The organism is Sporosarcina sp. FA15 (assembly GCF_051550195.1).
Taxonomy (GTDB): Bacteria; Bacillota; Bacilli; order Bacillales_A; family Planococcaceae; genus Sporosarcina; species Sporosarcina psychrophila.
Genome location: NZ_CP188818.1, coordinates 3,970,403 through 3,992,593, shown reverse-complemented (window position 1 = coordinate 3,992,593; position 22,191 = coordinate 3,970,403). Strand labels below are relative to the sequence as shown.

Here is a 22,191-nt window from a genome sequence, read left to right as displayed (position 1 = left end):
TCGTGCGAGGGTTATGATCGGTTGGCGGCTTTTATGATTGGTCGTGCGAGGGTTATAATCGGTTAGGGAGTTTTATGATCGGTCGTGCGAGGCTTATGATCGGTTGGAGGCTTTTATGATCGGTCGTGCGAGGCTTATGATCGGTTGGAGGCTTTTATGATCGGTCGTGCGAGGCTTATGATCGGTTGGCGGCTTTTATGATCGGTCGTGCGAGGCTTATGATCGGTTAGCGGCTTTTATGATTGGTCGTGCGAGGGTTATGATCGGTTGGCAGCTTTTATGATCGGTCGTGCGAGCTTTATGATTGTTTCCTTACTCTACGCTCGCTGAGGGGGCCAACAACATAAAAAAAGCCCCGACGCACTACTGCGTCGGGACTCTCCTCTAGTTAGATATTATTCAGCTTCGTCAGCTGCAACTTCTTTTCTTGCAATCACTTGTTGAGTGGGTTGCTTCATATTTGTTGCTTTTATCTCATTTGTCAGCTGGTCAATACTTGGGCGGATATTGCCTTTGCCCGTGTAGTTTTCAAGCATTTCCTTAACGTCGATGCCCGATGATGCTTTCAAGGATTCTTGCAATGTTGCCATTAAGTTAGTCGCATACGACGTTACTTTATTGGCTCCGCCGCCTTCACCACTACCCGTGTCAACAACAGTAATTTTATCAATATTCGCAAGCGGGCTTGCAATTTGTTTCGCATATTCTGGAATCATTTTAACAATCATATCAAGCATGGCAGCTTGGCCGTACTGTTCAAATGCTTCAGCAATTTTACGTTTCGCTTCCGCTTCCGCAAGACCTTTCAGACGAATAATGTCAGCTTCAGATTCCCCTTGTGCGCGCATTGAATCGGCTTTCGCCTGCCCGTCAAGACGAACTTTTTCTGCATCCGCAAACGCACGTGCTTCAATGCGGTACTTTTCAGCATCGGCTTCCGTAATTTGTTTCGATTTTTGAGCTTCTGCATTTTGTTCGATTGCATAGCGATCCGCGTCAGCTTTTTTCTTAACTTCAGAATCATATTGCTTCTCACGACGCAGAATCTCTTTCTCTTCAAGTTCAATCTGTTTTTGACGTTCAATGATTTGAATTTGCATTTCCTGTTCCATAACTTCCTGTTTCGAGACGGCCGTTTGAAGTTCGTAAGCTTGGTCGGCACGTGCTTTTGCAACATCCTGATCACGTCGGTAATCCGCAACCTTCAATTGATTCTCTTTTTCAGCTTCCGCAATTTCAGTCGCACGTTCAATTTCTGCTTTTTGTGCTTCTTTAGATGCTTCCGCATTTTTAATACGCGTTTCTTTTTCTGCTTCAACTGTTGCGATATCCGCATCACGCTTCACTTGTGCGATACGTGGTTTCCCGAGTGAATCGAGATAGCCATTTTTATCGCGCACATCTTTAATTGTAAATGAAACGATGATGAGTCCCATTTTGGAAAGATCCTGTGAAGCAACACGTTGCACTTCCTGAGAAAACATATCGCGATTTTTGTAAATTTCTTCCACTGTCATTGAACCAAGAATCGAGCGCAAATGACCTTCCAATACTTCTTTTGCTTCATTTTCACGATCAGCTTTTGATTTCCCCAAAAATTGTTCAGCAGCTGTTGCAATCTCTATGATTGAGCCACCAATTTTAATAATTGCTGTTCCATCTGCCATAACAGGAACGCCTTGCTCCGTGTACACTTCCGGCGTTGTAACCTCAAGCTTACTTGACAAAAGGCTAAGCGGTGCCGCTTGTTGGAACACTGGCAACAGGAACGTCCCGCCGCCGCGGATGATTTTAATACGATTTCCCGAATCATCCTTATGTACATTTTTAGAACCAAGATAACTTCCTGTCACGATTAGTGCTTCATCTGGCCCGACTGTGCGGTACTTTGTGATGAAGACGAGAACCAGCGCCAGTAAAACAAACGCGACGACTCCAATTGCAATCCAAATTTCCATCTGTTTTTCCCCCTTTTTTATTTGAAGCGGAATGGTTCATACTCTTTAACGATGAATGTTCCATCTCTCACTTCAATAATCAATACTTCTTTTCCGTACTCAATTGCGGTGTTTTCGTACCCTACCGCCCTCTTAGAAATCATGCCATTCACCGATTCGATAACAATTTCACCGAATCCATCAACAGGGACAGGTACAATCACTTTTCCAACCCTGCCCATCAGCGACTCATCCGTATACGCGAGGGACACTTCAGCCGATTTCAGTGGAAGAAGGACAAATAAGTACAATAGAAGATCGAGTACAAAAGCAGTAACAAGTGCAATTACCAAAATGATTCCGCTGCCCCATGTTGTAACAAGTTCTAATATATAACCGCCAGCCGCTACAAATGTTATGAATGCAAGTATCACCGCCGGATCCAAGAAAGGACTAGCATCGCCGATTCCTTCCGCCATGTCACTAAATAAGATATAAAGTAACGTTGCAAGGCCTGCAACAATTAGCCCAACCATATAGACTTGCACAATTGGCATCCCAAACAGTTCCATTTCAACACCCCACTTTCACCTTTTTTGTCTCACCTATATATACGTCCCATCATCCCGAAAGTTTCAATTTACTGAAAATTTTTCACAAATTTATTCCATATCAATTAAACCGTTTTTCCTGGCAACGTGAATTGCCTCTGTCCGACTTTTTACTTGCAACTTTTGAAAGATGTCCGAGAAGTAGTTTCTTACTGTTCCCTCCGACAAAAATAACTGCTTGCTGATTTCTTTATTCGCCAAACCTTTTGATGCCAGCATAAGAAGCTCTTGCTCCCGCTCGGATAACTGATCTTTTTCTGTAAATAGTGAAAAGGCCAGTTCTGGATCGACAACTCGCTGACCCGCGGCTACTATGCGAATTGCTTCGGCAAGTGCACTACTCGGTCCGTCTTTCAATAAGAAACCTTTTACGCCTGCATTCACTGAACGCTGTAGATAACCAGTTCGGCCAAACGTCGTCAACATGATGATCGCCACGCCGGGGTATTTCTCCACTAATCTTTCTGAAGCTTCCAAGCCGTTCATAATCGGCATTTCAATATCTAAAATACAGACATCAGGCAGTAATCGCTCGACTGCTTCAATCGCTTCCAAGCCATTTGCTGCCTCACCGATGATTTCTAAGTCCTCTTCTATAGAAAGAAGTGCTATTAAAGCCCCCCTCACCATCGCCTGATCTTCTGCAATTACGACGCGTATCACGAGACGACACCCACCTTTTCAATACTTTTCGGTAGCGGAATGAATAACTGAACGACTGTCCCTTCTTTACCGCTTTTCCATCCAATCGTTCCATTAATAAGCCCAATCCGGTTTTGCAGGCCTGTCATACCATGATTTGGAACCGCTTCATCGATACCTTTTCCGTTATCAGCGACTTCAATTAATACACCTTCCACTGAACGTGCAATGTTAATTTGACACCATGATGCAGCGCTATGTTTAACGACATTGGTCACAAGTTCCCGAATTGCCATCACAGCAATCTTTTCATACCCACGATTAATGGAATGGATTTCTCCGTTTACTTCAGAATTGATTCCTGCACTGTGTAAATGTTGCCGGCTGGCAGTCAATTCATCGACAAGCGTGCCTGTATCAAGGTCTTCCACAAGCTCCCGCATCTGTGTTAATGTTTCGCGCGAGATTGTAATCACTTCCCGTAACTCCCCCGCAGCTCTTTCTGTGTCTGAAACGAGTAGCTTCTCGGCAAGCTCAGTTTTCAATGTAATCATCGACAGCTTTTGTCCAAGTGTATCATGCAAATCACGCCCGATTCGCTGGCGTTCTTGCTGCTTCACCAATTCATCAATCCGACTATGTGCTTTCTCCAATTCTCGCTGGGATTCATTCCATTTTCGTCTTGATGAAATCATATAGGCATTAAAGATGGCGAGCAGAATAGGTACAAGCGACATGGATGTTTGCACTATATTTAAGTCCTTAGCCACGCCATAGACAATCCCAACCACTATATAGACGCCAACAGCCGCGATGCGCTTGCGTCCGGACAATAACGAAATCATATTTGAAGAGAAGGCACTCAGCCAGAAAAAAACCGGTCCGAACATATACACCCAAAAACCAATAATAATCGCTTGCACAATGACGAACACTAGATAGCTGTTACGCCAATAGGACTGGCGATAGACGAATAAAAAGGGAGCAAGTAGAAGGATTGAAAACATACGCTCCATGCCCTCTAAAAAGAACGCCCCTATGAGCGGAAACAACATATAGATTAAAATAGTATACGGTTCCCTACCTAAACCTTCGGGAAATACTGCAAATCTCCTGCTCATTAATTCGCCGCCCTTCTATTTATATATCCTCCAACCCAGTAAACCCCTATAAATAGCATCGAATAAAAGATAAGTCCACCCATTTGACCAATCAAGGGATAACCTCCACCCAGTAAACGGAAGGCACCCGCTATCGCGATTGCTCCTGGAGACCCGCTTGCAATAGGTTGCACCCAGCCCGGAAACTGTTCAATCGGAATCCACGTCCCTGCAGAAAACATCACAAATATCCACGTAAAGTTTGCAATACCAGAAACAGTACCCTGTTTCCCAAATGAACTGATGGCCACACCCAACGTCATGAACACCGCGGACACACCGATAAACCATACCGCAATCATACACCATTGCCCTACACTGCCTGGGAGCCCGTGAATCGTCTGAACAAAAACGATTAAGATCACAACCGTGATACTATTCAATAAAAGCTGTGACATCAGTTTCGCACCTGAAACGACTAATTCGGAAACCGGCAATGCCTTCATAGATGTACGCCAAGGTCTGCTGTTGTCGTATGCAAGCCCAATAGCAAATGTCGTGACAGCTCCCGACAACAAACTGAAGACAAGCATTGCGATAAGTAGATATGCATAGTGCTCTGGTTCATTCGAAAGCGAAAAGATTAGGTAGTAGACGATGGGAAGAACGATGGCATAAATGACAAAATAGCGGTTTCTTAGCATGCGCAACACTTCAATTTTTGTCAACAATAAAAAGGGCTTAGTCATTGCACAACCCCTTCCTTCAACAACACAATTCGATGTGCAAGAACTTCTCTTTCTTCCCTGGAATGTGTAATCAGTAAAACGGCAAGCCCTTCATCAACAGCAAGCTTTAGTTGTTGATAGAAATGTTTTTTCATTTCCTCGTCCATTCCCGCAGTTGGTTCATCCGCAATCAGCACGAGTGGTCTACCTGCCATCGACAATGCAAATGACAGCCGCTTACGCTCACCGCCTGATAATTCATGTGTCTTTTTAAGGAGCATATCTTGCAATAATCCTAGACGGACAAGCTCGTCGAATGAGTAAGGACTTCTATAGAAGGATTGAAATAAACAAAGCATCTCCTTGACCTTCACATTATCCATGAATTCGGCGTGTTGGAACATGAAGCCTATTTCCGATTTCATTTTCCTTCCTAGTGGTTTCCCTGCCAGTAGAATTCTCCCGCTTAAAGGATGGACGATTCCTGCTATAACGGATACAATTGTTGATTTCCCCGCTCCATTTGCTCCACATAGCGCAACTACTTCCCCAGATGCAATTTCCAAGTTAATATCTCTTAACACGTTTTTCCGTTTAAACTCCACACAAAGATTAATAATTCCCAACATACTCTCACCTCTTACGTTAACTTTACTGATAAAGAGGGTATTCTGTGGAGTACATTGAGTCATTTTTCCTTCATGACAATTGTCACTTTTTCTATACAGATTTGATTTTTGTGAATCCTTTGTAGGGTCTTTGTAAAGATTGTGTAAAGTTTGTGCAGATATCGTCGAAATTTGTAGGTATCTCAAATTGTTTTTGATATGATGGGATTGTTAAAAAATTATTTCCCATACTGGGACGGAGGTACAACAATGTTCAGCTCACGTAAACCTGACCCTTTTTTCATAGCATTATTAACCATTGCTGAAAATGTGCAAGAAGCGGTTCATTATGCCAACGACTTTAAAGTGGTGACAGTTGCCGACTTGAAAGAAGTAAGCATTAAACTTAAAAATTACGAGACGGAAGGTGACACACTCATCCACGATCTCATTACTAAGCTTAACAAGTCGTTCATGACACCAATTGAGCGGGAAGATATCATGAATTTGGCCATTAAGATGGATGATGTTCTTGATGGTATTGAACATTTTGCAGCACATCTTGAAATGTTCTCTCTTACTGAAATTGATGAGTATGTACAGAAATTCATGGAAAACATTGTGAAAAGTACCGACGAAATCGTTAAAGCGATGAAATTGCTTGCGAGGAAAAAACTTGAAGCGATGCACGATCATGCAGTACTTATTAAAGATTACGAACGAGTTTGTGATGAAGTTTTCCGTACATCGGTCAAACAACTCTTCATTAATGAAAAGGATCCAATTCGCATTATCCAATTCAAAGACATATATGAACAGCTTGAAGATGTCGCCGATTATTGCCAAGATGTTGCCAACACAATCGAATCAATTATTATGCGTAACGCATAAGGGGGAGCCAAATGGATACAATACTTCTCCTTACCATACTAGTCGTTGTTTTCGCACTCGCTTTTGATTTCATCAACGGATTTCATGACACGGCGAATGCCATCGCAACATCCGTTTCGACTCGTGCACTGAAACCGAGAACTGCTATTATGATGGCAGCTGTCATGAACTTCGTCGGCGCTCTCGCATTTACAGGAGTCGCAAAAACGATTTCAAAAGACATTGTCGATCCATTCGTTCTCGAAAACGGTTCGCTTGTCATCTTAGCGGCACTTATATCAGCAATTGCGTGGAATCTGATTACCTGGTATTTCGGAATCCCATCCAGTTCATCCCATGCTTTAATCGGTTCAATCGCTGGCGCGGCTATTTCAGCAGCAGGTTTCGGCATTTTAAATTACAGCGGTTTCCTAAAAATATTACAAGCGCTTCTTATTTCTCCGTTCATTGCACTTGCAGGCGGCTTCCTTGTAATGTCGATATTCAAAGTGACCTTGAAGAACAAGAATTTATTTAAGGCAAATAAACGAATTCGTTATATGCAAATCGGAACAGCAGCGCTTCAATCGTTCACACACGGTACAAATGATGCGCAAAAAGCCATGGGTATAATTACAATGGCATTGATTGCAGCAGAATTGCAGACGTCGGACGATATTCAACTTTGGGTCCGGATTGCTGCCGCGACAGCGATGGGGATCGGAACATCAATCGGTGGCTATAAAATCATTAAGACTGTCGGCGGCAAGATTATGAAAATCCGTCCAGTGAACGGCATAGCAGCTGATTTGTCATCTGCTATGATTATTTTTGGAGCGACACTTATCCATTTACCGGTTAGTACAACACACGTCATTTCTTCCGCAATCATGGGTGTAGGTTCAGCTCAACGTGTAAAAGGTGTCAATTGGGGAGTCGCTAGAACGATTGTCACGACATGGATTATTACTTTACCAATTTCAGCAACAATCGCTGCGATTGTCTATCAGATCCTTAACTTGTTTTTTTAATTCAAACATTTCTCTTGCAATGTGCTAATATCCCTGTTATGATAAAGAAGAATTATTTTTGTTCGGCATGATGGTCTCGAATAAATCTTGACCGCTTCAAGACTTGAGCAAGGATAGTAATACAATGTATGCACAAAGCATACGAGGAGGAAACACACATGGAACAAGGTAAAGTGAAATGGTTTAACGCAGAAAAAGGATTTGGCTTCATCGAACGCGAAGACGGAGACGATGTATTCGTACACTTCTCAGCTATTCAAGGAGAAGGCTTCAAGTCTCTTGAAGAAGGCCAAGATGTAACGTTTGAAATCGAGCAAGGCCAACGCGGTCTTCAAGCTACAAACGTAAACAAAAACTAATTTGAATTAACCATTCAAAAGCCATTCCCTTCGGGGAATGGCTTTTTTCTTTGTCCAAGATTAATTGTGGTGACTACTAAATACTTATAATAAACTGAGCATCGGAGCCTTACTAAGAGTATCTGAAACCCTAAGACTGGAGGGTAGCATCCCCTAGCGAATTCAATGTAATTCTTATTTCAACCTATATACGATGAACTTCCCTCCAGGATGCAACCTATTATTACCTACATAGACTCGTTTAGTAACCGCTTGCGGATTTTCACTCATGCTAGATTCCCTAACCTGTGCCGCCTCCTTCGATAAAAGACATTCCCATCATTTTCCGTTATTATAGAAGAATAGAGTCAATCTATACACAGGAAGGAATGATTGTATGCGTACACTTGCGCGTTTTGTAACAAGCGCACATAAATATATTATCTTTGCATGGATTGCAATCTTCGTCATATTGACGCTATTCGCGATTAAGTTGCCCGGACTTTTAGAAGGTGACGGCTTCCAAACAGATGGCGAACATGCCGCAGTCATGGATATTGTGTCCGATGAATTCGATATGCCGGCAGAAACCATGTTCCTCGTTTTCGAGAATGTGCCAGATGAAAAAATAGCATCTACACTCACTAACGTAGATAAACTTAAGGTCGCTTCAGAAATTGTGTCACCGCTAGACAACGATACACAGTATAAAAACACTGCTTCCTACGCACTTCTTCATTTTGATAACGCGGAGAAAGATATGTCTGTTGTCGTCACGGATATCCGAGAGGCTGTCGGTAATGAAAAAGGAATCACACTTACAGGAGCTTCCGCTATTTCAAAGGACATTAACACTGCTAGCCAACGTGACTTAATGACAGCAGAGGCAATCGGGTTACCGATTGCAATTATTATACTTCTTTTCGCTTTCGGAACTGTCGTCGCTTCATTCGTACCATTAATTATTGGTATTGTAACTGTCGTATCCTCGTTCGGTGTATTGGCCATTCTTGGCGGGAAAATGGACCTGTCCATTTTTGTCTTGAATATCATCCCAATGCTGGGACTTGCGCTTAGTATAGACTTCGCTTTGTTGTTCATCAGCCGTTATCGTGAAGAACGCAAAAAGAGCGAGATGCATGAAGCTATCTCCACTACGATTCGAACAGCAGGAAGATCCGTCATCTTTTCCGCTTTCTGTGTGTTCATCGGACTTGGCGCAATGATGCTTATACAGGTCGACATTTTCCAAAACATTGCAATCGGCGGTATGATTGTCGTAGCAATGGCTGTCCTTGCATCTATAACCTTGTTACCGTCCGTACTTATTGCGCTTGGCGACCGGATTGACAAATGGCAGCTATTGAAAGAAAAATCGGCTGAAGCGAACGGTTGGCGCAAATTTGCCAACGCAGTTATTAAGCGTCCCGTTATGATATCAATTGTTGCATTTATCCTACTCGGTATCGCAATAATTCCAGTAAAAAATATGGATTTAACAATTCCAGCAATTGATTCATTGCCAAAGTCGTATGATACGCGCCAATCTTTTGAATTGATTGATAAAGAGTTTGGTCTGGCTAACCAAGCCGCTGTCTATGTCATTGCAGAACGTGCGGACGGCTGGGTGGATGAAAAAGGTCTCCAGTCCATGAAAGAACTTGAAAAAGAACTTTCAAACGATCCGCTTGTGGATAAAGTAACGACAATTTTTACTGCAAGTGACATCGATTCCGTCGAACAATGGGAGCAAGCGATGTTGGCGCCTGAAATCGCCGCCGGACTCTCCCCTCTTATTGAAACATTTGTGAAAGACGACAAGCTGATGATTCCTGTGACACTTAGAGCTAATGGCAGTTCAGATGCCGCACAAGATTGGGCGCGCGACTGGTCCGACAAGCAAACGGAGTGGAACTTATCCATCGGCGGACAACCAAAGTTCAATCAGGAAATCTTCGATGAAATACTGGATAAGATTTTGTACGTTCTGTTAGTTATCCTTGTCTCGACGTTTTTCATCCTAATGATTGCTTTTAAATCTATTTTAATACCGATTAAAGCAATTTTGATGAACATCGTCGGATTGGCTGCCACATTCGGTATTCTCGTCTATATTTTCCAGTATGGTCATTTCGGATTGGAAGCAGGCACAATTGCGCTTATCATCCCTGTCATCGTCTTTAGTCTTGTCTTTGGACTAAGTATGGACTACGAAGTGTTCCTCATCTCAAGGATGCAGGAAGAGTATGCGAAAACATTGGATAATGACCACTCAACTGTTGAAGGTCTTGCAACAACAAGTAAGATCATCACGTCTGCGGCACTGATCATGATCGTTCTGACAGGGGCATTCGCCTTTACGGACGTTATGCCAGTGAAGCAGATCGGTGTCGGCATCGCGATAGCAGTCGCCATTGACGCAACGATTATTCGCCTACTGCTCGTTCCAAGCTTAATGAAACTGTTCGGCAAATGGAACTGGTGGTTACCGTTTAGAAAAGGGCCCTATAAGCCAGGAAATTGGCATTAAGAAAAGCGGAAGGTGCCTAAAAGGAACGCAGCTTAAGTACGCCACTTCCTGTGGCAACAGCTGCATGACCTACATCCTGTAGGCCCGCGACAGGCATAAGACGGATTGGCGAAGCGGTGCACTTTACCGCATAGCCGGTTCGACTTATGACCCGAGCATCTGACCGCTGGAGCTAGACATCGACCACAGTGGAAAAAACGTATATATTTTAGCTTTAGAAAAAGCACACCAGGGATTAATCCCTGGTGTGCTTTTTCAATTAGCGATAATCAACTTCTTCTATCAATTCAACAACCGTCACAATCGGCGCCATCCCATTTTCCATATTATTGACTGTTGCCTTCATCGTGAAATAAACAGCAATAATACTTAATAACGTAATTAGCACAAGGCCGATGACAAGGTTTTTACCTTTCACTGCGCATCATCCTCGTCTTCAACTCTGACGAATTCCTCTTCAATCAAATAGACGTCCGCTTCGTTATAATCCCCGAAACTTTCTTCAAGATTCAAGCCGTGATACAAATTCCAGAAGCCTTGCTCTTCCATAAGGATTAGCTCTTCACCTTCATTGTTCACAAACTTTTGTACAATAGCCTGCGGTTCAGGTGCTCCTTCAGATAAAGCCTTGATAGAATCTGCAATAATTTTCCGTAGTTCCTCTTCTGAAGCTTCACGGATATTGACGAGACCACGTTCATCCGTATCATAACCAGGAATTCCCGCTACATAGATAAAACCGTTACCGTTCGGGTGAAGATGCTGAACGACGACTGTTTTTTCATATAAGCTTTCTTCATAATGATAGTTGACCCGTTTCATTGACACATCTTTACGTGTAAGTTCGGGAATTGTTTCGATAATCTGTTGTTTCTCTTCAAATGTCAACATATATGTTCACTCTTTTCCACTCTGATTTCGTTTAAGTATACCATTATTCTTCTTTCACGGATAATCCAAGCACACGTGCGAAGCCAATTGCCTGATCTTTTGACACAATACAGCCTGCAATTTTCGGGAGCGTGACTTCAATCCGGTCATATGTACTATCAGACAAGTCAACACCATTCAAGTCCGTTTCAGTGAAGTTAATATTATCCAGCTTACACAACTTAAATTGCACGTTATTAAATGAGCTTTCATAAATATCGCCATCTGTTAAATTACACTCAGCGAATTCAACTTCCTTCATGCTAGAGAAGCTGAAGTTAATATAGCGCCCATCACATTCCTTGATTAACGTATGCCCCACTTTCGCATTCGCAAAGTCCGTACCCGTCAGTTTCGAATTAACGATTTCACACCTGTGGAACATGGCACTTTGAAAATTAACATTGGATAAATCGCACGTATCAAACACTACATCAACAAATTCTGCTCCCGCTAAATCACTTCCCGCAAACGATACATCTTTAAAGATCACGTCATCGAAAGTCAGTCTTCCACCTTCCGCACCTGTCATATGACCTCCGTCAATGCGGACTTTTTCAATGTATCCTTCATTATCGAGAATCGCTTCCACTTGCATAGCCTTATGAGTAACAGACAACTTCGGTTTCTGTCGTTTACTAACCTTTTTTTTAGTCATAAATGAATCCCCCTTTAGCGCGTCTTCCATTCCATAATAATAATAAATAGTATAACTACCGCAATCGCGAGAATATAAAACCAGCTTGGAACACTGCTAATTCCACCAAACATCTTCCTCGCCCCTTTCTTTACTCAACCCTCTTCACACCTGAAATGACGGTGAAGTCGATTGTAATGTTCTGTATATCCATTCCTAGCGCTTCTTCAATCTTTTCCTCACTCGCGCCCCACGTGAGCGGAGTCATGCGGATAAGCGGTGCAAGAAGCCCCGACGATAACGGGAATACATACGTAATCCGTTCCGTTGTGACAGCGTCATAGTGTTGCGCAAAGCGCGCAACGGGATCCGTATCGCCTGTGCGCTCTTCATCATCATAAAAAACAGCTCGTAACTCCTTTAGATAACCGCTTTCCGGTACTGCTTTCACAAACAATCCATCTGGTTTTAGAAGACGTGTAAACTCTGCGTAATTTGCCGGCGATAAAATATTTAAAATAACATCGAATTGGCTTTCTTGGAACGGGCAGTTCGCCAGGTCCGCGACACTCCAAATTGAACCTGGATACTCTTTCGCCGCCGCAGTAATCCCCTCTTTTGCAAGATCAATGCCTATTCCAGTTGTTTTACCAGGCAGCTGTGAAAGAATTGCCGACAAGTGCGTGCCTTCCCCGCAACCCGCGTCCAGAATGAAGGCCTGTTCCCGCCCTTCTATATGCTCATGAACTTTATGTGTAATAAATTCCAGAACCTGATTGAAAAACCCACTGCTCATTACCGTTTTTCTTGCTTCAAATAGCGATTTATCATACTTCGTCACATGTGCCTGCGGTGCTAAATTGACATAGCCATTTTTTGACAAATCGAATGAGTGATTGTCTACACAAACGAGCCGCGACTTGTCCTCCATGACCATTCCAGATGCGCAGATTGGACATCTAAATAAATGCGAGTTGCTTTCCATCACTTGTGCATTGAATATTTTTTTTGATATAGTCATACGTTGAAAACCCCGTTCATCAGTTGTTCTATTAGTATACAGCTTTTCGACGAGTACTGGAAATGGAGCGAACCCAGTTTATTACCGTCACCATAAATACCTTCATACTGTATTCAACTAGTCCCATGGGGTTACAATAGCAGGTAGGAGGCGATTCCATGAAACGATTATTCCTTTTCATCCTTTTCATTGCTGCACTTTATTTCACAAAACCGTACTGGGAAGAACCAGTCTCACAATATGTCGACATCTCTTTTCTAGAACCTGTCGATGAAAAAATCGATACTCTTTTGACAAAGGAATCCCTCGACACAACAATCCGTTCCATCAGCAACACCATAGATAAAGCACTATCTTACCTAACTTCAAAGACAACTGAAACCGAAGAATCTATCCCTGTTGCAGAAAAACCAGTGTTGGATAAACCCTTGAAAACCCAGGTCTCAATCCACAATATCGAACTTGGTAGCCCACAAGAAAACGTGACAGCTGAACTTGGGGAACCAAAAAATCAATCCATGAACGAATACGGTACCGAATGGTTCACTTATCATGATGGCTATCAAAACTTCGTCATGGTTTCGTTCGATGATAAACAGATAGTGAACGCCATTTATACAAATGACGACCTCATTTCATCAACTGCTGGCATCAAATACGGTTCTTTAAAATCAACGGTGCGCGAAACATTCGGCGAACCGATTAAAGAAATTCGAAAAGGTTTGAACATTTACATGCTCCAGGAAAGTGAGGGTTTTGACGTCTTCAAATCAGGCGATACCTACACTTATGTTTTTTATGATTTACATCAAAATGACAAAGTTACAGCCATCCAGCTAATTAACGATTCATTGGAAAAGAAAAAAACCGGCATCTATGCCGGCGGTGATGCAAACTTACGAAACGGGTTCGAACAACAACTTTTCGACTTAACGAATGCAGCGCGCGTCCGTCACGGGCTTTCCATCCTAAAATGGGAGTCAAACGTAGCAGTTACAGCGCGCAAACACAGTGCGGATATGGCAGATAATGATTATTTTAGCCACGAAAACAAGCAAGGGAAATCCCCATTCGATCGAATGAAAGATGACGGCGTCAGTTTCCGGGGTGCAGGTGAAAATCTTGCATATGGCCAATCAAGCAGTATTTTTGCGCATGAAGGCCTTATGAATTCAGAGGGACATCGCGAAAACATTTTGCTAGATACTTACAGCCACCTGGGGACGGGCGTTTCGTTCAATGATAAATTGCAGCCTTATTATACAGAGAACTTTTTGCTGAAATAAGCTCCATTTAGGATTAATGGGTCATATTCAGGGAATTGGATAGACTATTAAGCATAATGGAGGGGATTTATCAATGAAAGCTGTTACATTCCAGGGTGCAAAAGATATTAAAGTAAAAAAAGTGGATGACCCAAAAATTGAAAAGCATGATGACATTGTCGTCAAGGTAACTTCTACTGCCATTTGCGGATCAGATTTGCACATCTATTTGGGCGCTATACCGACGCATAAGGACTATGTCATCGGACATGAACCGATGGGTATTGTCGAAGAAGTCGGGCCCAATGTGACGAAAGTAAAAAAAGGGGATCGCGTCGTAATCCCGTTCAATTTGGCATGCGGGCATTGTTTTTATTGTGACAATGAAATGGAAAGTCAATGCGACAATTCGAATCCGAATCCCCATGTGGACACGGGCGGTTATCTTGGATTCACCGAACGCTACGGCAATTACCCAGGCGGACAAGCCGAGTATTTACGTGTTCCTTATGGCAACTTTACACCGTTTGTCATCCCTGAAACATGTGAGCTCCCCGATGAAGCCCTTCTTTTCATGTCGGACGTCCTGCCGACAGCTTATTGGAGCGTAGAAAATGCGGGTGTTAAAAAAGGTGATACGGTCGCTGTCCTCGGATGCGGGCCAGTCGGTCTTATGGTTCAGAAGTTTGCTTGGATGAAAGGCGCTAAACGTGTGTTGGCAATCGATCACGTTCCATATCGCCTAAACCATGCTGTTAAAATGAATAAAGTGGAAGCACTGAACTTCGAAAAATTCGACGATATAGGCAGCCACATTAAAGAGATGACCAGTGGCGGGGTCGACATAGTCATTGATTGTGTCGGAATGGACGGTAAAAAGAACATGCTTGAGAAAGCTGGACAGAAATTGAAGCTGCAAGGCGGAACATTAAGCGCTATTGATATCGCTTATAAATCCGTTCGAAAGTTTGGGACCATCCAGCTAACAGGCGTTTATGGTTCCCTTTACAATATGTTTCCTCTCGGTAATCTTTTCGAACGCAATATTACGCTAAAAATGGGACAAGCGCCTGTCATTCATTACATGCCGATGCTTTTCGATAAAATCACGAAAGGCCAATTCGACCCGACAGAAATCATTTCCCACGTGGTCCCACTTGAAGAAGCTGCTACCGCTTATCAGCGTTTTCACGATCATGAAGATGAGTGTATTAAAGTCATATTGAAGCCTTGAATGAAAAACCGGTGGATGCACATCTTAGTGATGTATCCGCCGGTTTTTTCGTGGTCTAAAGTATACTTTTTATGACTATCCCTTACTTCTTTTTAATAACCGCACAGGCAATTCGATCACCTGAGTTACCCGATGGATCCGTTTTGTAGTCATCTACTTTTTCATGAATAACAAGCGAACTGCCGTCAGCGTCAAGAAGTGAGTTCTTAACGTCTGGCTTTAGCGTAACTAATGCAGTCGTCACTTCAGCAGTGACCTTACCATCTGCATCGACTTCGAGGTTCGGTAGATCACCTAAATGAAACCCTTTTGGATTATCAAACCCGTGTTCTTTATGTCCCGGATTGAAATGGTCTCCTGCAGATTTAAAATCAGGTGGTGTACACACAGCCATTTCGTGAATATGAACGCCATGTTTGCCTGGCGACAATCCTTCAGCCTGGATATTGATTGTCACACCGTCGATTCCTTCAACAAAGCTGGCTTCACCAATTTTATCCCCTTTCGTGTTCAAAATCGGCGACATCACCGACTGGACGCTTTCTCCAGTGACTGGTAATTTCACTCCATTCTTTCCACACCCACCAGCAATCAATAGCGCAGACAACATAATGGATAGTACAATTTTTTGTTTCAATATAATTCCTCCTCACTATCTCTTTACTAAGGAGGATGGCTTTAATTCATTTTAATATGTATGGAAAGTAGAATTATTTTCCTATCTAAGTTGAAATAATGATTCATTTCAATTACGCTTCAGCGCTTAGGGAGTGCCTTCACTCCCTTTTTACACGTATTCATATGTTCAATTATCTATATCTTATATTTTCTTCTGCGATTGCTTAAACACAGATCGGGTTAACACACCAGGAAACTAATTCCATATCACTTCGTCTTACCTTTGACAGAAAGGGTGGAAATCGCATGTCTTTCTTGACAATTACAATGTCTTTAGCTGATTTGCAAAGTTATTTGAATAAAATTGATGAATTGTTAATCATCGGATTGCTATCAAGTATTGTCTTTATTTGGAGAAGTAAAAAGCTTGGAATAGCTCAGTATTTACTTTACATCATCTCAGTTATGTCGATAGGTATTGCTGGCTATACTGGAATTCTTGGTGGAATCCTAGCCGATGAATTAAATTTGGGTGGAACCATTGTTCGTGAACTAATCGTTATTTCACTAGGTATCTTCACTATATTTTATACACTTGAGAAATCGGCAGATGATACAAACAAGTAAAAAAACCGCTACCAATTCCAGTTTACGTCGAATTGGCGGCGGTTTATCTCTTTTATTTAATTAACTTTAAAACAGTTCCTTCGCTAATAGACGATAAACATCCAAGCGTTTCTTTTGCGAATGAGGAATGCTGCAAATCATGGCTTCATCAAATCCGTAATGCTCCTGCTCTGTTTGTAACAGCGTCGCAATCTCTTTAGCTGTTCCCACTAAATGCAGTTTACGATTTTCTTTAATGGTCATACGATCCATTTCCGTCAACGGATAATCTTGGGCCTCTTCAGGTGTTAAGGATTGCCCGAGGTGACCTTTCATTAGCATTAAACGGGCAATGTCCTGAGGTACAGCTTCGAATTCAGCCTCTTCTTTTGTTTCAGCTACCGTTACCATATAGGACACATTGATTTCCGGTTTTTCCAAGAACACCGAGGGTTGGAAATTCTTTTTATATGCATCTAAAATCTCTTTAGTCATACCGCCGTTGAAGAACTGCGCAAACGAATAGCCTACACCCATCCGACCTGCCTGGATTGCGCTGTTGCCGCTCGAACCAAGCAACCATGCTTCCGGTAAAACGATAGTAGAAGGGGTTGCGATTGTTTTGTTGTACAAATTGTCTTCCGGCACTTCATCGTTAATCAATTGGAGTGCCGTCTCAAATTTCTCATACATATCATTGACCATCGGTTTGCGGCCTTCTGATAATGCATAAATGGCTTGGTTATCCCCACCCGGCGCGCGACCGACACCAAAGTCAATTCGACCAGGAGAAAACGCACTCAATGTTTTAAACACTTCAGCTAGTTTCAATGGCGAATAATGCATCATCATTACACCGCCTGTACCAATACGAATGTTTTTCGTTTTGGCAGCCAAGTGAGCTGCTGTTACTTCGGGTGCTGAACTTGCAAATGATTTTGTTCCATGATGTTCAGCCATCCACATCCGATGGTAGCCTAATTCATCTGCCAAGATAGCCAGTTCTTCTGCTTTTTTCAAAGCACCTGGGGCAGTATTTCCACTAGTAACAGGTGCTTGATCTAGTATACTTAATCTCATATGTTTAACGTCCCTTCTCTTGGCGAAGCTTCTCAGGTGTGACGTCTTCCCCAAGTGGGTCAATCACAGTTATACCTGAAACAGTGTTCAGAACTTGCCCACGAATTTCTCGTAAGTAGTCTTGCTGCAATACTGTTTGTTCAACCATTTCGGCATTTGTCAAACCTTCTTCACGTTGTTTTTTTGCTAGCTCATTAATGCGGTCTAAGTCTTTAATCATTTTTTCTCCCTCTTCCCCTATCATTTACTTTTCAATGGCTTCACTTCTCAATTGATGGAAAGTGAGGAAGTACATATTCCCCTATTTCCTGAATTACATCTTCCACGGGGCGGTTACCCGTTTTCAAACCCAATATGACATGATTAACACCAATATTTTGTAAAGCATACAAGTAATCGATTAGAAACTTATGACCTGACCTAAAGCCTACTTTTATAGGTACTGGGTTCGGTGCGGCCAACGGATTCTCTGATAAGTCGATAACCAATGGTTGTATAAATGGTTTAAACTCACCCGTTGCCTGTCGCCAAAGTTTGATCATTTCACGCTGGTGATTCGCTTCTTGCGCATAAAACATCCAGCCATCCATATGTTCTGCCAGCCATTCAGTCGTTTGACCAGAATAGCCTGTTGCTAAAACGGGGATATCGGCTAAGACAGGCTTGGGAATAATATCCCCTTCTGTCATGGCAACCCTTTCTGTATGAACCTGTGGGTATGATTCTTCCCACACTTTTTTCATGACCGTTAACGACTCCCGAAACAATTCTGCCCTATCATTATGCTCCACTTTAAATGCGGGAAATTCGATTGGGCGGTCACCAGTTGCAGCGCCAAACAAGAAACGTTGATTAGACATTTCATCCAAAGATGCAGCTGATTTGGCTAAGTGCAGGGGGTGACGTAATGTTGTGACGACACTTGCAGTACCAAGCGCGAGTTTATTCGTATGTGCTGTTACATAGGCGAGAAAAATAAAAGGATCATATATAACACCTGTATCTCCAAATTTAGGATCGAATAACGGTGAATCTCTAACAAACAAAGAAGCAAATCCTAGATCTTCTACTTTATTCACAAGCGTCATTTGCTCTTTCAAATCCATCTTGGGGAGACTTCCAGCATCCGGCTCCAAAGGAAACATAAACCCAAGCGTTAATTTGTTTTCCTTAAACGTTCGTGTAAAACCATTATGTGATTGGAATTTCCCCATAATGCCATCCTCCTAGCTGCCACTCTTTTCAATCACAGAACCATTTTTTCGCGAATCAATTCTTGTAGAAATTCCACTTTCTCTTGATAGCGCTCTGTCTGAATTCCATCTGATAGGGATGCGATTGTTTCACGCTTCAGTACGGATTTCCAAACCGATTCAGCTTCTCCCATTAAGTCCGTTAACAAACAACCTGTATCTTCTTTTTCCAAATCAAGCATGTCGTCGAGAATCCCACTCGCGGAATAAAGGGATTGCTGACCCTCTATTGCGAGATAAATATCGTATATCCGGATCTCTTCGGGCTTTTTCTTTAATTTGAACCCACCTTTTACACCTGACACAGAAGTAATCAAGTCTGCACTGACCAGTTTTCTCAACAACTTTTGAAAATATGTTGGTGAGGTTCCCAGTTGCTGGCTGATTGCATCTCCTGGTAGTACTGCTCTATCCGGCAGCATGTTTAGCATGAGAATCGCATAAACAGACTGCTCAACGCCTGTTTTCATTTGCATAAAATTCGCCTCTTTTATTAATCTAATGTAGATATTCATTATCCTCTTTATCGAATTTTATCTTACAGTACTCGTAAAGTACATTTATTTGATTGTAATAAAAACCGCTGCCAACTCCAGTTTCGTGGAATTAACAGCGGTTTGTCATTTATGCAAGTATCAATTTTTCAAGATCCATTGGTGCAATATATGTACCGTCTTTATAGACGCGCATATTACCACCGGAAATTTCGTCAATCAGCATGATCTTACCTGATTCAGCGTCGCGTCCAAACTCGAGTTTAATATCATACAAGTCAAGACCTTTTGCTGCAAGTTCAGCTCTAACTACGCCTGAAATCTCTTTCGTTAATGCTTCGAGCGTAACGTATTCATCAGTTGTCAATAGACCAAGTTGTGCTAGTCCATCCTTGTTTATCGGCGGGTCGTTACGGTCATCGTCTTTGAGCGTGACTTCTACGAAGGCATCCAAAGGTTGTCCTTCTTCACAGTACGCACCGTATCTACGCAAGAAGCTTCCAACAGCGCGGTATCTGCAAATCACTTCAAGGCCTTTGCCGAATACCTTCGCTGATCGTACTGTCATCGTTACTTCATCAATATTAGCATCTACATAATGAGTAGGAATATCTTTATCCGCCATTTTTTCAAAGAAATATTTCGTCATCCGAAGTCCGGATTGCCCCGCGCCTTCAATCGATAAGCCAACTGTGTTCGCACCAGGATCGAAAACCCCGTCTTCTCCGGTTACATCATCTTTAAATTTCAGTAGTACATTGTTGCCGTCCAATTTGTATACATCTTTCGTCTTCCCTTTATATATGAGTTCCATGCGTCTGTTCCCTTCTATAGTAGGATGAACGTTCACCTTTAGTATAATTGAGAATCGTCATAAGAAAAAGAGTTTTTCTTAAATATCGGATAATGTTCTTTCCATCACGCCAAAACTGTACGATAGTAGACAAATTCTCATAATTGAAAGACAGTATATATGTTGAACAAATGAATACGGCGTATGCGCTTTACAAGGGCTTTTGGGAGGCTACTGAAAAAAAACTTGTACTTGAAATGAATTAGGATTCCCCCTAATACCGCTTCGGCGCTTTGTGGATGCCTCCCGCGAAGACGCGCCTGCGCTAGATAGTCTATGTGAGAAAGAGCTTTTCATTATCTGCGATGAAAACTGCAACCCGGAGTGTGTCTTTCTTGAATAGAATTAGTAGCAAAAAATAAGCACATTATAATCTCGGCGTATACATCTCAAAATCACATTTCTCTCGATAATGAACATCCTAGCGCAGGCGCGGCAAAGGCATCCCCAAAGCGCCAAGCGTTCTACAATCCCCCCCGAATTAATACTCTCTCCTTATTGAGCGCCACAGTAAATTTAGTGGGATTCCTTAATTCAACTTAAATAGGTAAAAACTTTCTCCCTTACACAACCTAATAGCCCATTTTTAATAATTCCCACTCGTCTACTTGCATATAATTGTTGTATACTTATTGTAGTAAATCTATGCTTAATCGAAAGTGAGTGGAAATTCATGGGCCGTAAATGGAACAATATCAAAGAGAAAAAAGCTTCAAGAGATGCGGACACGAGTCGCATTTATGCTAAATTCGGACGTGAAATTTATGTAGTAGCGAAGCAAGGCGAGCCTGATCCTGAATTGAATCAAGCGCTAAAATTTGTCGTAGAACGCGCAAAAACATATAGTGTACCAAAAGCGATTATTGACCGGGCAATTGAAAAAGCAAAAGGTGGTTCAGAAGAAAACTTTGACGAGCTTCGCTATGAAGGATTCGGACCAAATGGCTCGATGGTTATTGTCGATACACTGACAAATAACGTCAATCGTACTGCATCAGAAGTACGCGCCGCATTCGGTAAAAATGGCGGTAATATGGGTGTCAGCGGATCTGTTTCCTATATGTTTGATGCGACTGCAGTTATCGGAATTGAAGGTATGTCCGCCGACGACGTTCTCGAACTTCTAATGGATGCGGACGTCGAAGTGCGTGATATTCTAGATGAAGAGGAGTCGGTCATCATCTATGCTGAGCCAGACCAGTTCCATGCTGTTCAGGCAGCTTTAAAAAGTGCCGGTATTACAGAGTTTAACGTCGCTGAAATAACAATGCTTGCACAAAACGACTTGACTCTGTCACCAGAAGCTCAAGCACAATTCGAGAAAATGATTGACGTACTGGATGATTTGGAAGATGTTCAACAAGTGCATCATAACGTCCACTTAGACGACTAAGCGCAACTGTTCATCCTTTCATTCATTCCATTGACGTGCTATGCTACTAATAGATTGACAACTTCATAACATATTCGACCATTAGGGGAATCCTTTTAAAGGACTGAGAAACGAGTTCCACTCCGCTACCCTTATCACCTGAACAGGTTTGTACCTGCGTAGGGAAGTGGCGTGTCTTCCTATCAGTGCATTCTAATGCCATCGACAGACCACTTTCCATACCTGGAAAGTGGTCTTTTTTTATCAAGAAAAGCAGAAGGCGCCGCTCAGCTCCGACAGGCATAAGACGGTTTACGAAGAGGGCGTCCTTCAGCCCTCGCAGTAAAACGACTTATGACCCGAGGGGTTGGCGCCTGAAACTAGACCCTATTCCCAGGTGAAAACATATACTATTTCTTTTCGATAAGGAGGA

24 protein-coding genes and 1 riboswitch are annotated in these 22,191 nt (G+C 42.4%); of the genes, 8 read left to right on the top strand and 16 right to left on the bottom strand.

Features of this window, described 5'->3' with window-relative positions; all coding sequences use genetic code 11:
* Nucleotides 1–395: 395 nt before the first annotated feature.
* The 6 genes from ACP8HG_RS18970 to ACP8HG_RS18945 all read right to left on the bottom strand — a co-directional run bounded on the left by ACP8HG_RS18970 (nucleotide 396) and on the right by ACP8HG_RS18945 (nucleotide 5,647).
* Nucleotides 396–1,958, bottom strand: a complete 1,563-nt coding sequence (locus ACP8HG_RS18970) for an SPFH domain-containing protein (protein WP_438297610.1) — start codon at nucleotides 1,956–1,958, stop codon at nucleotides 396–398.
* Between the two features lie 17 nt (nucleotides 1,959–1,975).
* Nucleotides 1,976–2,509: a hypothetical protein gene (locus ACP8HG_RS18965; RefSeq protein ID WP_067205081.1), complete on the bottom strand. Its 534-nt coding sequence runs from the start codon at nucleotides 2,507–2,509 to the stop codon at nucleotides 1,976–1,978.
* 90 nt (nucleotides 2,510–2,599) lie between these two features.
* The gene (locus ACP8HG_RS18960) at nucleotides 2,600–3,211 is read right to left on the bottom strand and encodes a response regulator transcription factor (RefSeq protein WP_067205079.1); all 612 of its coding nucleotides are present in this window, start codon (nucleotides 3,209–3,211) and stop codon (nucleotides 2,600–2,602) included.
* Entirely contained in the window at nucleotides 3,208–4,311 is a 1,104-nt protein-coding gene (locus ACP8HG_RS18955; RefSeq protein ID WP_067205077.1) for a sensor histidine kinase, read from the bottom strand. Before ACP8HG_RS18955 ends, ACP8HG_RS18960 begins: the two co-directional genes overlap by 4 nt.
* A complete protein-coding gene (locus tag ACP8HG_RS18950) occupies nucleotides 4,311–5,039 on the bottom strand; it encodes an ABC transporter permease (protein ID WP_338653819.1) in 729 nt (242 codons plus the stop codon). The genes ACP8HG_RS18955 and ACP8HG_RS18950 overlap by 1 nt, the downstream gene beginning before the upstream one ends.
* Nucleotides 5,036–5,647, bottom strand: coding sequence for an ATP-binding cassette domain-containing protein (locus tag ACP8HG_RS18945; protein ID WP_399630463.1), 612 nt, complete (start codon nucleotides 5,645–5,647; stop codon nucleotides 5,036–5,038). Before ACP8HG_RS18945 ends, ACP8HG_RS18950 begins: the two co-directional genes overlap by 4 nt.
* A gap of 249 nt (nucleotides 5,648–5,896) precedes the next feature.
* Here ACP8HG_RS18945 and ACP8HG_RS18940 point away from each other — a divergent pair, with 249 nt between their 5' ends.
* The 4 genes from ACP8HG_RS18940 (at nucleotide 5,897) to ACP8HG_RS18925 (ending at nucleotide 10,395) form a co-directional block, all read left to right on the top strand.
* A complete protein-coding gene (locus ACP8HG_RS18940) occupies nucleotides 5,897–6,517 on the top strand; it encodes a DUF47 domain-containing protein (RefSeq protein ID WP_067205068.1) in 621 nt (206 codons plus the stop codon).
* Nucleotides 6,518–6,528: 11 nt separating this feature from the next.
* Nucleotides 6,529–7,527 (top strand): inorganic phosphate transporter, encoded by a 999-nt coding sequence (locus ACP8HG_RS18935; RefSeq protein WP_067205066.1) that lies wholly within the window; start codon nucleotides 6,529–6,531, stop codon nucleotides 7,525–7,527.
* Between the two features lie 158 nt (nucleotides 7,528–7,685).
* Nucleotides 7,686–7,886: a cold-shock protein gene (locus tag ACP8HG_RS18930; protein ID WP_067205063.1), complete on the top strand. Its 201-nt coding sequence runs from the start codon at nucleotides 7,686–7,688 to the stop codon at nucleotides 7,884–7,886.
* A 376-nt stretch (nucleotides 7,887–8,262) separates the two neighbouring features.
* Nucleotides 8,263–10,395 carry an MMPL family transporter gene (locus ACP8HG_RS18925; RefSeq protein ID WP_438297605.1) on the top strand — a complete coding sequence of 711 codons (2,133 nt, stop codon included), beginning with the start codon at nucleotides 8,263–8,265 and terminating at the stop codon, nucleotides 10,393–10,395.
* A 259-nt stretch (nucleotides 10,396–10,654) separates the two neighbouring features.
* Here the strand turns inward: ACP8HG_RS18925 and ACP8HG_RS18920 are convergent, their stop codons facing one another.
* The 4 genes from ACP8HG_RS18920 to ACP8HG_RS18905 all read right to left on the bottom strand — a co-directional run bounded on the left by ACP8HG_RS18920 (nucleotide 10,655) and on the right by ACP8HG_RS18905 (nucleotide 12,983).
* Nucleotides 10,655–10,813 carry a hypothetical protein gene (locus ACP8HG_RS18920; RefSeq protein ID WP_187046511.1) on the bottom strand — a complete coding sequence of 53 codons (159 nt, stop codon included), beginning with the start codon at nucleotides 10,811–10,813 and terminating at the stop codon, nucleotides 10,655–10,657.
* Complete coding sequence (locus tag ACP8HG_RS18915; protein WP_067205058.1) at nucleotides 10,810–11,286, bottom strand: hypothetical protein; 477 nt, start codon at nucleotides 11,284–11,286, stop codon at nucleotides 10,810–10,812. The genes ACP8HG_RS18920 and ACP8HG_RS18915 overlap by 4 nt, the downstream gene beginning before the upstream one ends.
* Before the next feature lie 43 nt (nucleotides 11,287–11,329).
* A complete protein-coding gene (locus ACP8HG_RS18910; protein ID WP_342539556.1) occupies nucleotides 11,330–11,983 on the bottom strand; it encodes a pentapeptide repeat-containing protein in 654 nt (217 codons plus the stop codon).
* Nucleotides 11,984–12,113: 130 nt separating this feature from the next.
* Complete coding sequence (locus ACP8HG_RS18905; protein WP_342539555.1) at nucleotides 12,114–12,983, bottom strand: putative RNA methyltransferase; 870 nt, start codon at nucleotides 12,981–12,983, stop codon at nucleotides 12,114–12,116.
* A gap of 158 nt (nucleotides 12,984–13,141) precedes the next feature.
* On the opposite strand from ACP8HG_RS18905, the gene ACP8HG_RS18900 reads away from it, so the two are divergent.
* Both ACP8HG_RS18900 and ACP8HG_RS18895 read left to right on the top strand, forming a co-directional pair.
* Nucleotides 13,142–14,269: a CAP-associated domain-containing protein gene (locus ACP8HG_RS18900; RefSeq protein ID WP_067205050.1), complete on the top strand. Its 1,128-nt coding sequence runs from the start codon at nucleotides 13,142–13,144 to the stop codon at nucleotides 14,267–14,269.
* A 73-nt stretch (nucleotides 14,270–14,342) separates the two neighbouring features.
* The gene (locus ACP8HG_RS18895) at nucleotides 14,343–15,482 is read left to right on the top strand and encodes a zinc-dependent alcohol dehydrogenase (RefSeq protein ID WP_342539552.1); all 1,140 of its coding nucleotides are present in this window, start codon (nucleotides 14,343–14,345) and stop codon (nucleotides 15,480–15,482) included.
* Nucleotides 15,483–15,564: 82 nt separating this feature from the next.
* Here the strand turns inward: ACP8HG_RS18895 and ACP8HG_RS18890 are convergent, their stop codons facing one another.
* Nucleotides 15,565–16,092, bottom strand: a complete 528-nt coding sequence (locus ACP8HG_RS18890; RefSeq protein WP_438298677.1) for a superoxide dismutase family protein — start codon at nucleotides 16,090–16,092, stop codon at nucleotides 15,565–15,567.
* Nucleotides 16,093–16,406: 314 nt separating this feature from the next.
* On the opposite strand from ACP8HG_RS18890, the gene ACP8HG_RS18885 reads away from it, so the two are divergent.
* Entirely contained in the window at nucleotides 16,407–16,727 is a 321-nt protein-coding gene (locus ACP8HG_RS18885) for a hypothetical protein (protein ID WP_342539550.1), read from the top strand.
* Between the two features lie 66 nt (nucleotides 16,728–16,793).
* On the opposite strand, the gene ACP8HG_RS18880 is transcribed toward ACP8HG_RS18885, so the two are convergent.
* The 5 genes from ACP8HG_RS18880 to ACP8HG_RS18860 all read right to left on the bottom strand — a co-directional run bounded on the left by ACP8HG_RS18880 (nucleotide 16,794) and on the right by ACP8HG_RS18860 (nucleotide 20,347).
* The gene (locus ACP8HG_RS18880) at nucleotides 16,794–17,786 is read right to left on the bottom strand and encodes an LLM class flavin-dependent oxidoreductase (protein ID WP_342539549.1); all 993 of its coding nucleotides are present in this window, start codon (nucleotides 17,784–17,786) and stop codon (nucleotides 16,794–16,796) included.
* Nucleotides 17,787–17,790: 4 nt separating this feature from the next.
* Complete coding sequence (locus ACP8HG_RS18875) at nucleotides 17,791–18,006, bottom strand: DUF896 domain-containing protein (RefSeq protein ID WP_067205039.1); 216 nt, start codon at nucleotides 18,004–18,006, stop codon at nucleotides 17,791–17,793.
* Nucleotides 18,007–18,046: 40 nt separating this feature from the next.
* Entirely contained in the window at nucleotides 18,047–19,000 is a 954-nt protein-coding gene (locus tag ACP8HG_RS18870) for an LLM class oxidoreductase (protein WP_338653841.1), read from the bottom strand.
* A 32-nt stretch (nucleotides 19,001–19,032) separates the two neighbouring features.
* Complete coding sequence (locus tag ACP8HG_RS18865; protein ID WP_187046506.1) at nucleotides 19,033–19,515, bottom strand: RrF2 family transcriptional regulator; 483 nt, start codon at nucleotides 19,513–19,515, stop codon at nucleotides 19,033–19,035.
* A 148-nt stretch (nucleotides 19,516–19,663) separates the two neighbouring features.
* Nucleotides 19,664–20,347 (bottom strand): phosphoribosylaminoimidazolesuccinocarboxamide synthase, encoded by a 684-nt coding sequence (locus tag ACP8HG_RS18860; RefSeq protein WP_067205032.1) that lies wholly within the window; start codon nucleotides 20,345–20,347, stop codon nucleotides 19,664–19,666.
* A 712-nt stretch (nucleotides 20,348–21,059) separates the two neighbouring features.
* Here ACP8HG_RS18860 and ACP8HG_RS18855 point away from each other — a divergent pair.
* Nucleotides 21,060–21,779 (top strand): YebC/PmpR family DNA-binding transcriptional regulator, encoded by a 720-nt coding sequence (locus ACP8HG_RS18855; protein WP_067205029.1) that lies wholly within the window; start codon nucleotides 21,060–21,062, stop codon nucleotides 21,777–21,779.
* Nucleotides 21,780–21,852: 73 nt separating this feature from the next.
* Nucleotides 21,853–21,961: riboswitch (TPP riboswitch) on the top strand.
* The last annotated feature ends 230 nt before the right edge of the window (nucleotides 21,962–22,191 follow it).

What these genes read in the sequence shown, in the direction of transcription:
- ACP8HG_RS18955 (WP_067205077.1), bottom strand. Translation starts at nt 4,311, where the DNA reads ATGAGCAGGAGATTTGCAGTATTTCCCGAAGGTTTAGGTAGGGAACCG.
- ACP8HG_RS18900 (WP_067205050.1), top strand. Translation starts at nt 13,142, where the DNA reads ATGAAACGATTATTCCTTTTCATCCTTTTCATTGCTGCACTTTATTTC.
- ACP8HG_RS18890 (WP_438298677.1), bottom strand. Translation starts at nt 16,092, where the DNA reads ATGTTGTCTGCGCTATTGATTGCTGGTGGGTGTGGAAAGAATGGAGTG.
- ACP8HG_RS18945 (WP_399630463.1), bottom strand. Translation starts at nt 5,647, where the DNA reads ATGTTGGGAATTATTAATCTTTGTGTGGAGTTTAAACGGAAAAACGTG.
- ACP8HG_RS18925 (WP_438297605.1), top strand. Translation starts at nt 8,263, where the DNA reads ATGCGTACACTTGCGCGTTTTGTAACAAGCGCACATAAATATATTATC.
- ACP8HG_RS18915 (WP_067205058.1), bottom strand. Translation starts at nt 11,286, where the DNA reads ATGTTGACATTTGAAGAGAAACAACAGATTATCGAAACAATTCCCGAA.
- ACP8HG_RS18880 (WP_342539549.1), bottom strand. Translation starts at nt 17,786, where the DNA reads ATGAGATTAAGTATACTAGATCAAGCACCTGTTACTAGTGGAAATACT.
- ACP8HG_RS18855 (WP_067205029.1), top strand. Translation starts at nt 21,060, where the DNA reads ATGGGCCGTAAATGGAACAATATCAAAGAGAAAAAAGCTTCAAGAGAT.
- ACP8HG_RS18895 (WP_342539552.1), top strand. Translation starts at nt 14,343, where the DNA reads ATGAAAGCTGTTACATTCCAGGGTGCAAAAGATATTAAAGTAAAAAAA.
- ACP8HG_RS18935 (WP_067205066.1), top strand. Translation starts at nt 6,529, where the DNA reads ATGGATACAATACTTCTCCTTACCATACTAGTCGTTGTTTTCGCACTC.
- ACP8HG_RS18950 (WP_338653819.1), bottom strand. Translation starts at nt 5,039, where the DNA reads ATGACTAAGCCCTTTTTATTGTTGACAAAAATTGAAGTGTTGCGCATG.
- ACP8HG_RS18965 (WP_067205081.1), bottom strand. Translation starts at nt 2,509, where the DNA reads ATGGAACTGTTTGGGATGCCAATTGTGCAAGTCTATATGGTTGGGCTA.
- ACP8HG_RS18930 (WP_067205063.1), top strand. Translation starts at nt 7,686, where the DNA reads ATGGAACAAGGTAAAGTGAAATGGTTTAACGCAGAAAAAGGATTTGGC.
- ACP8HG_RS18905 (WP_342539555.1), bottom strand. Translation starts at nt 12,983, where the DNA reads ATGACTATATCAAAAAAAATATTCAATGCACAAGTGATGGAAAGCAAC.
- ACP8HG_RS18885 (WP_342539550.1), top strand. Translation starts at nt 16,407, where the DNA reads ATGTCTTTCTTGACAATTACAATGTCTTTAGCTGATTTGCAAAGTTAT.
- ACP8HG_RS18865 (WP_187046506.1), bottom strand. Translation starts at nt 19,515, where the DNA reads ATGCAAATGAAAACAGGCGTTGAGCAGTCTGTTTATGCGATTCTCATG.
- ACP8HG_RS18910 (WP_342539556.1), bottom strand. Translation starts at nt 11,983, where the DNA reads ATGACTAAAAAAAAGGTTAGTAAACGACAGAAACCGAAGTTGTCTGTT.
- ACP8HG_RS18970 (WP_438297610.1), bottom strand. Translation starts at nt 1,958, where the DNA reads ATGGAAATTTGGATTGCAATTGGAGTCGTCGCGTTTGTTTTACTGGCG.
- ACP8HG_RS18940 (WP_067205068.1), top strand. Translation starts at nt 5,897, where the DNA reads ATGTTCAGCTCACGTAAACCTGACCCTTTTTTCATAGCATTATTAACC.
- ACP8HG_RS18870 (WP_338653841.1), bottom strand. Translation starts at nt 19,000, where the DNA reads ATGGGGAAATTCCAATCACATAATGGTTTTACACGAACGTTTAAGGAA.
- ACP8HG_RS18875 (WP_067205039.1), bottom strand. Translation starts at nt 18,006, where the DNA reads ATGATTAAAGACTTAGACCGCATTAATGAGCTAGCAAAAAAACAACGT.
- ACP8HG_RS18860 (WP_067205032.1), bottom strand. Translation starts at nt 20,347, where the DNA reads ATGGAACTCATATATAAAGGGAAGACGAAAGATGTATACAAATTGGAC.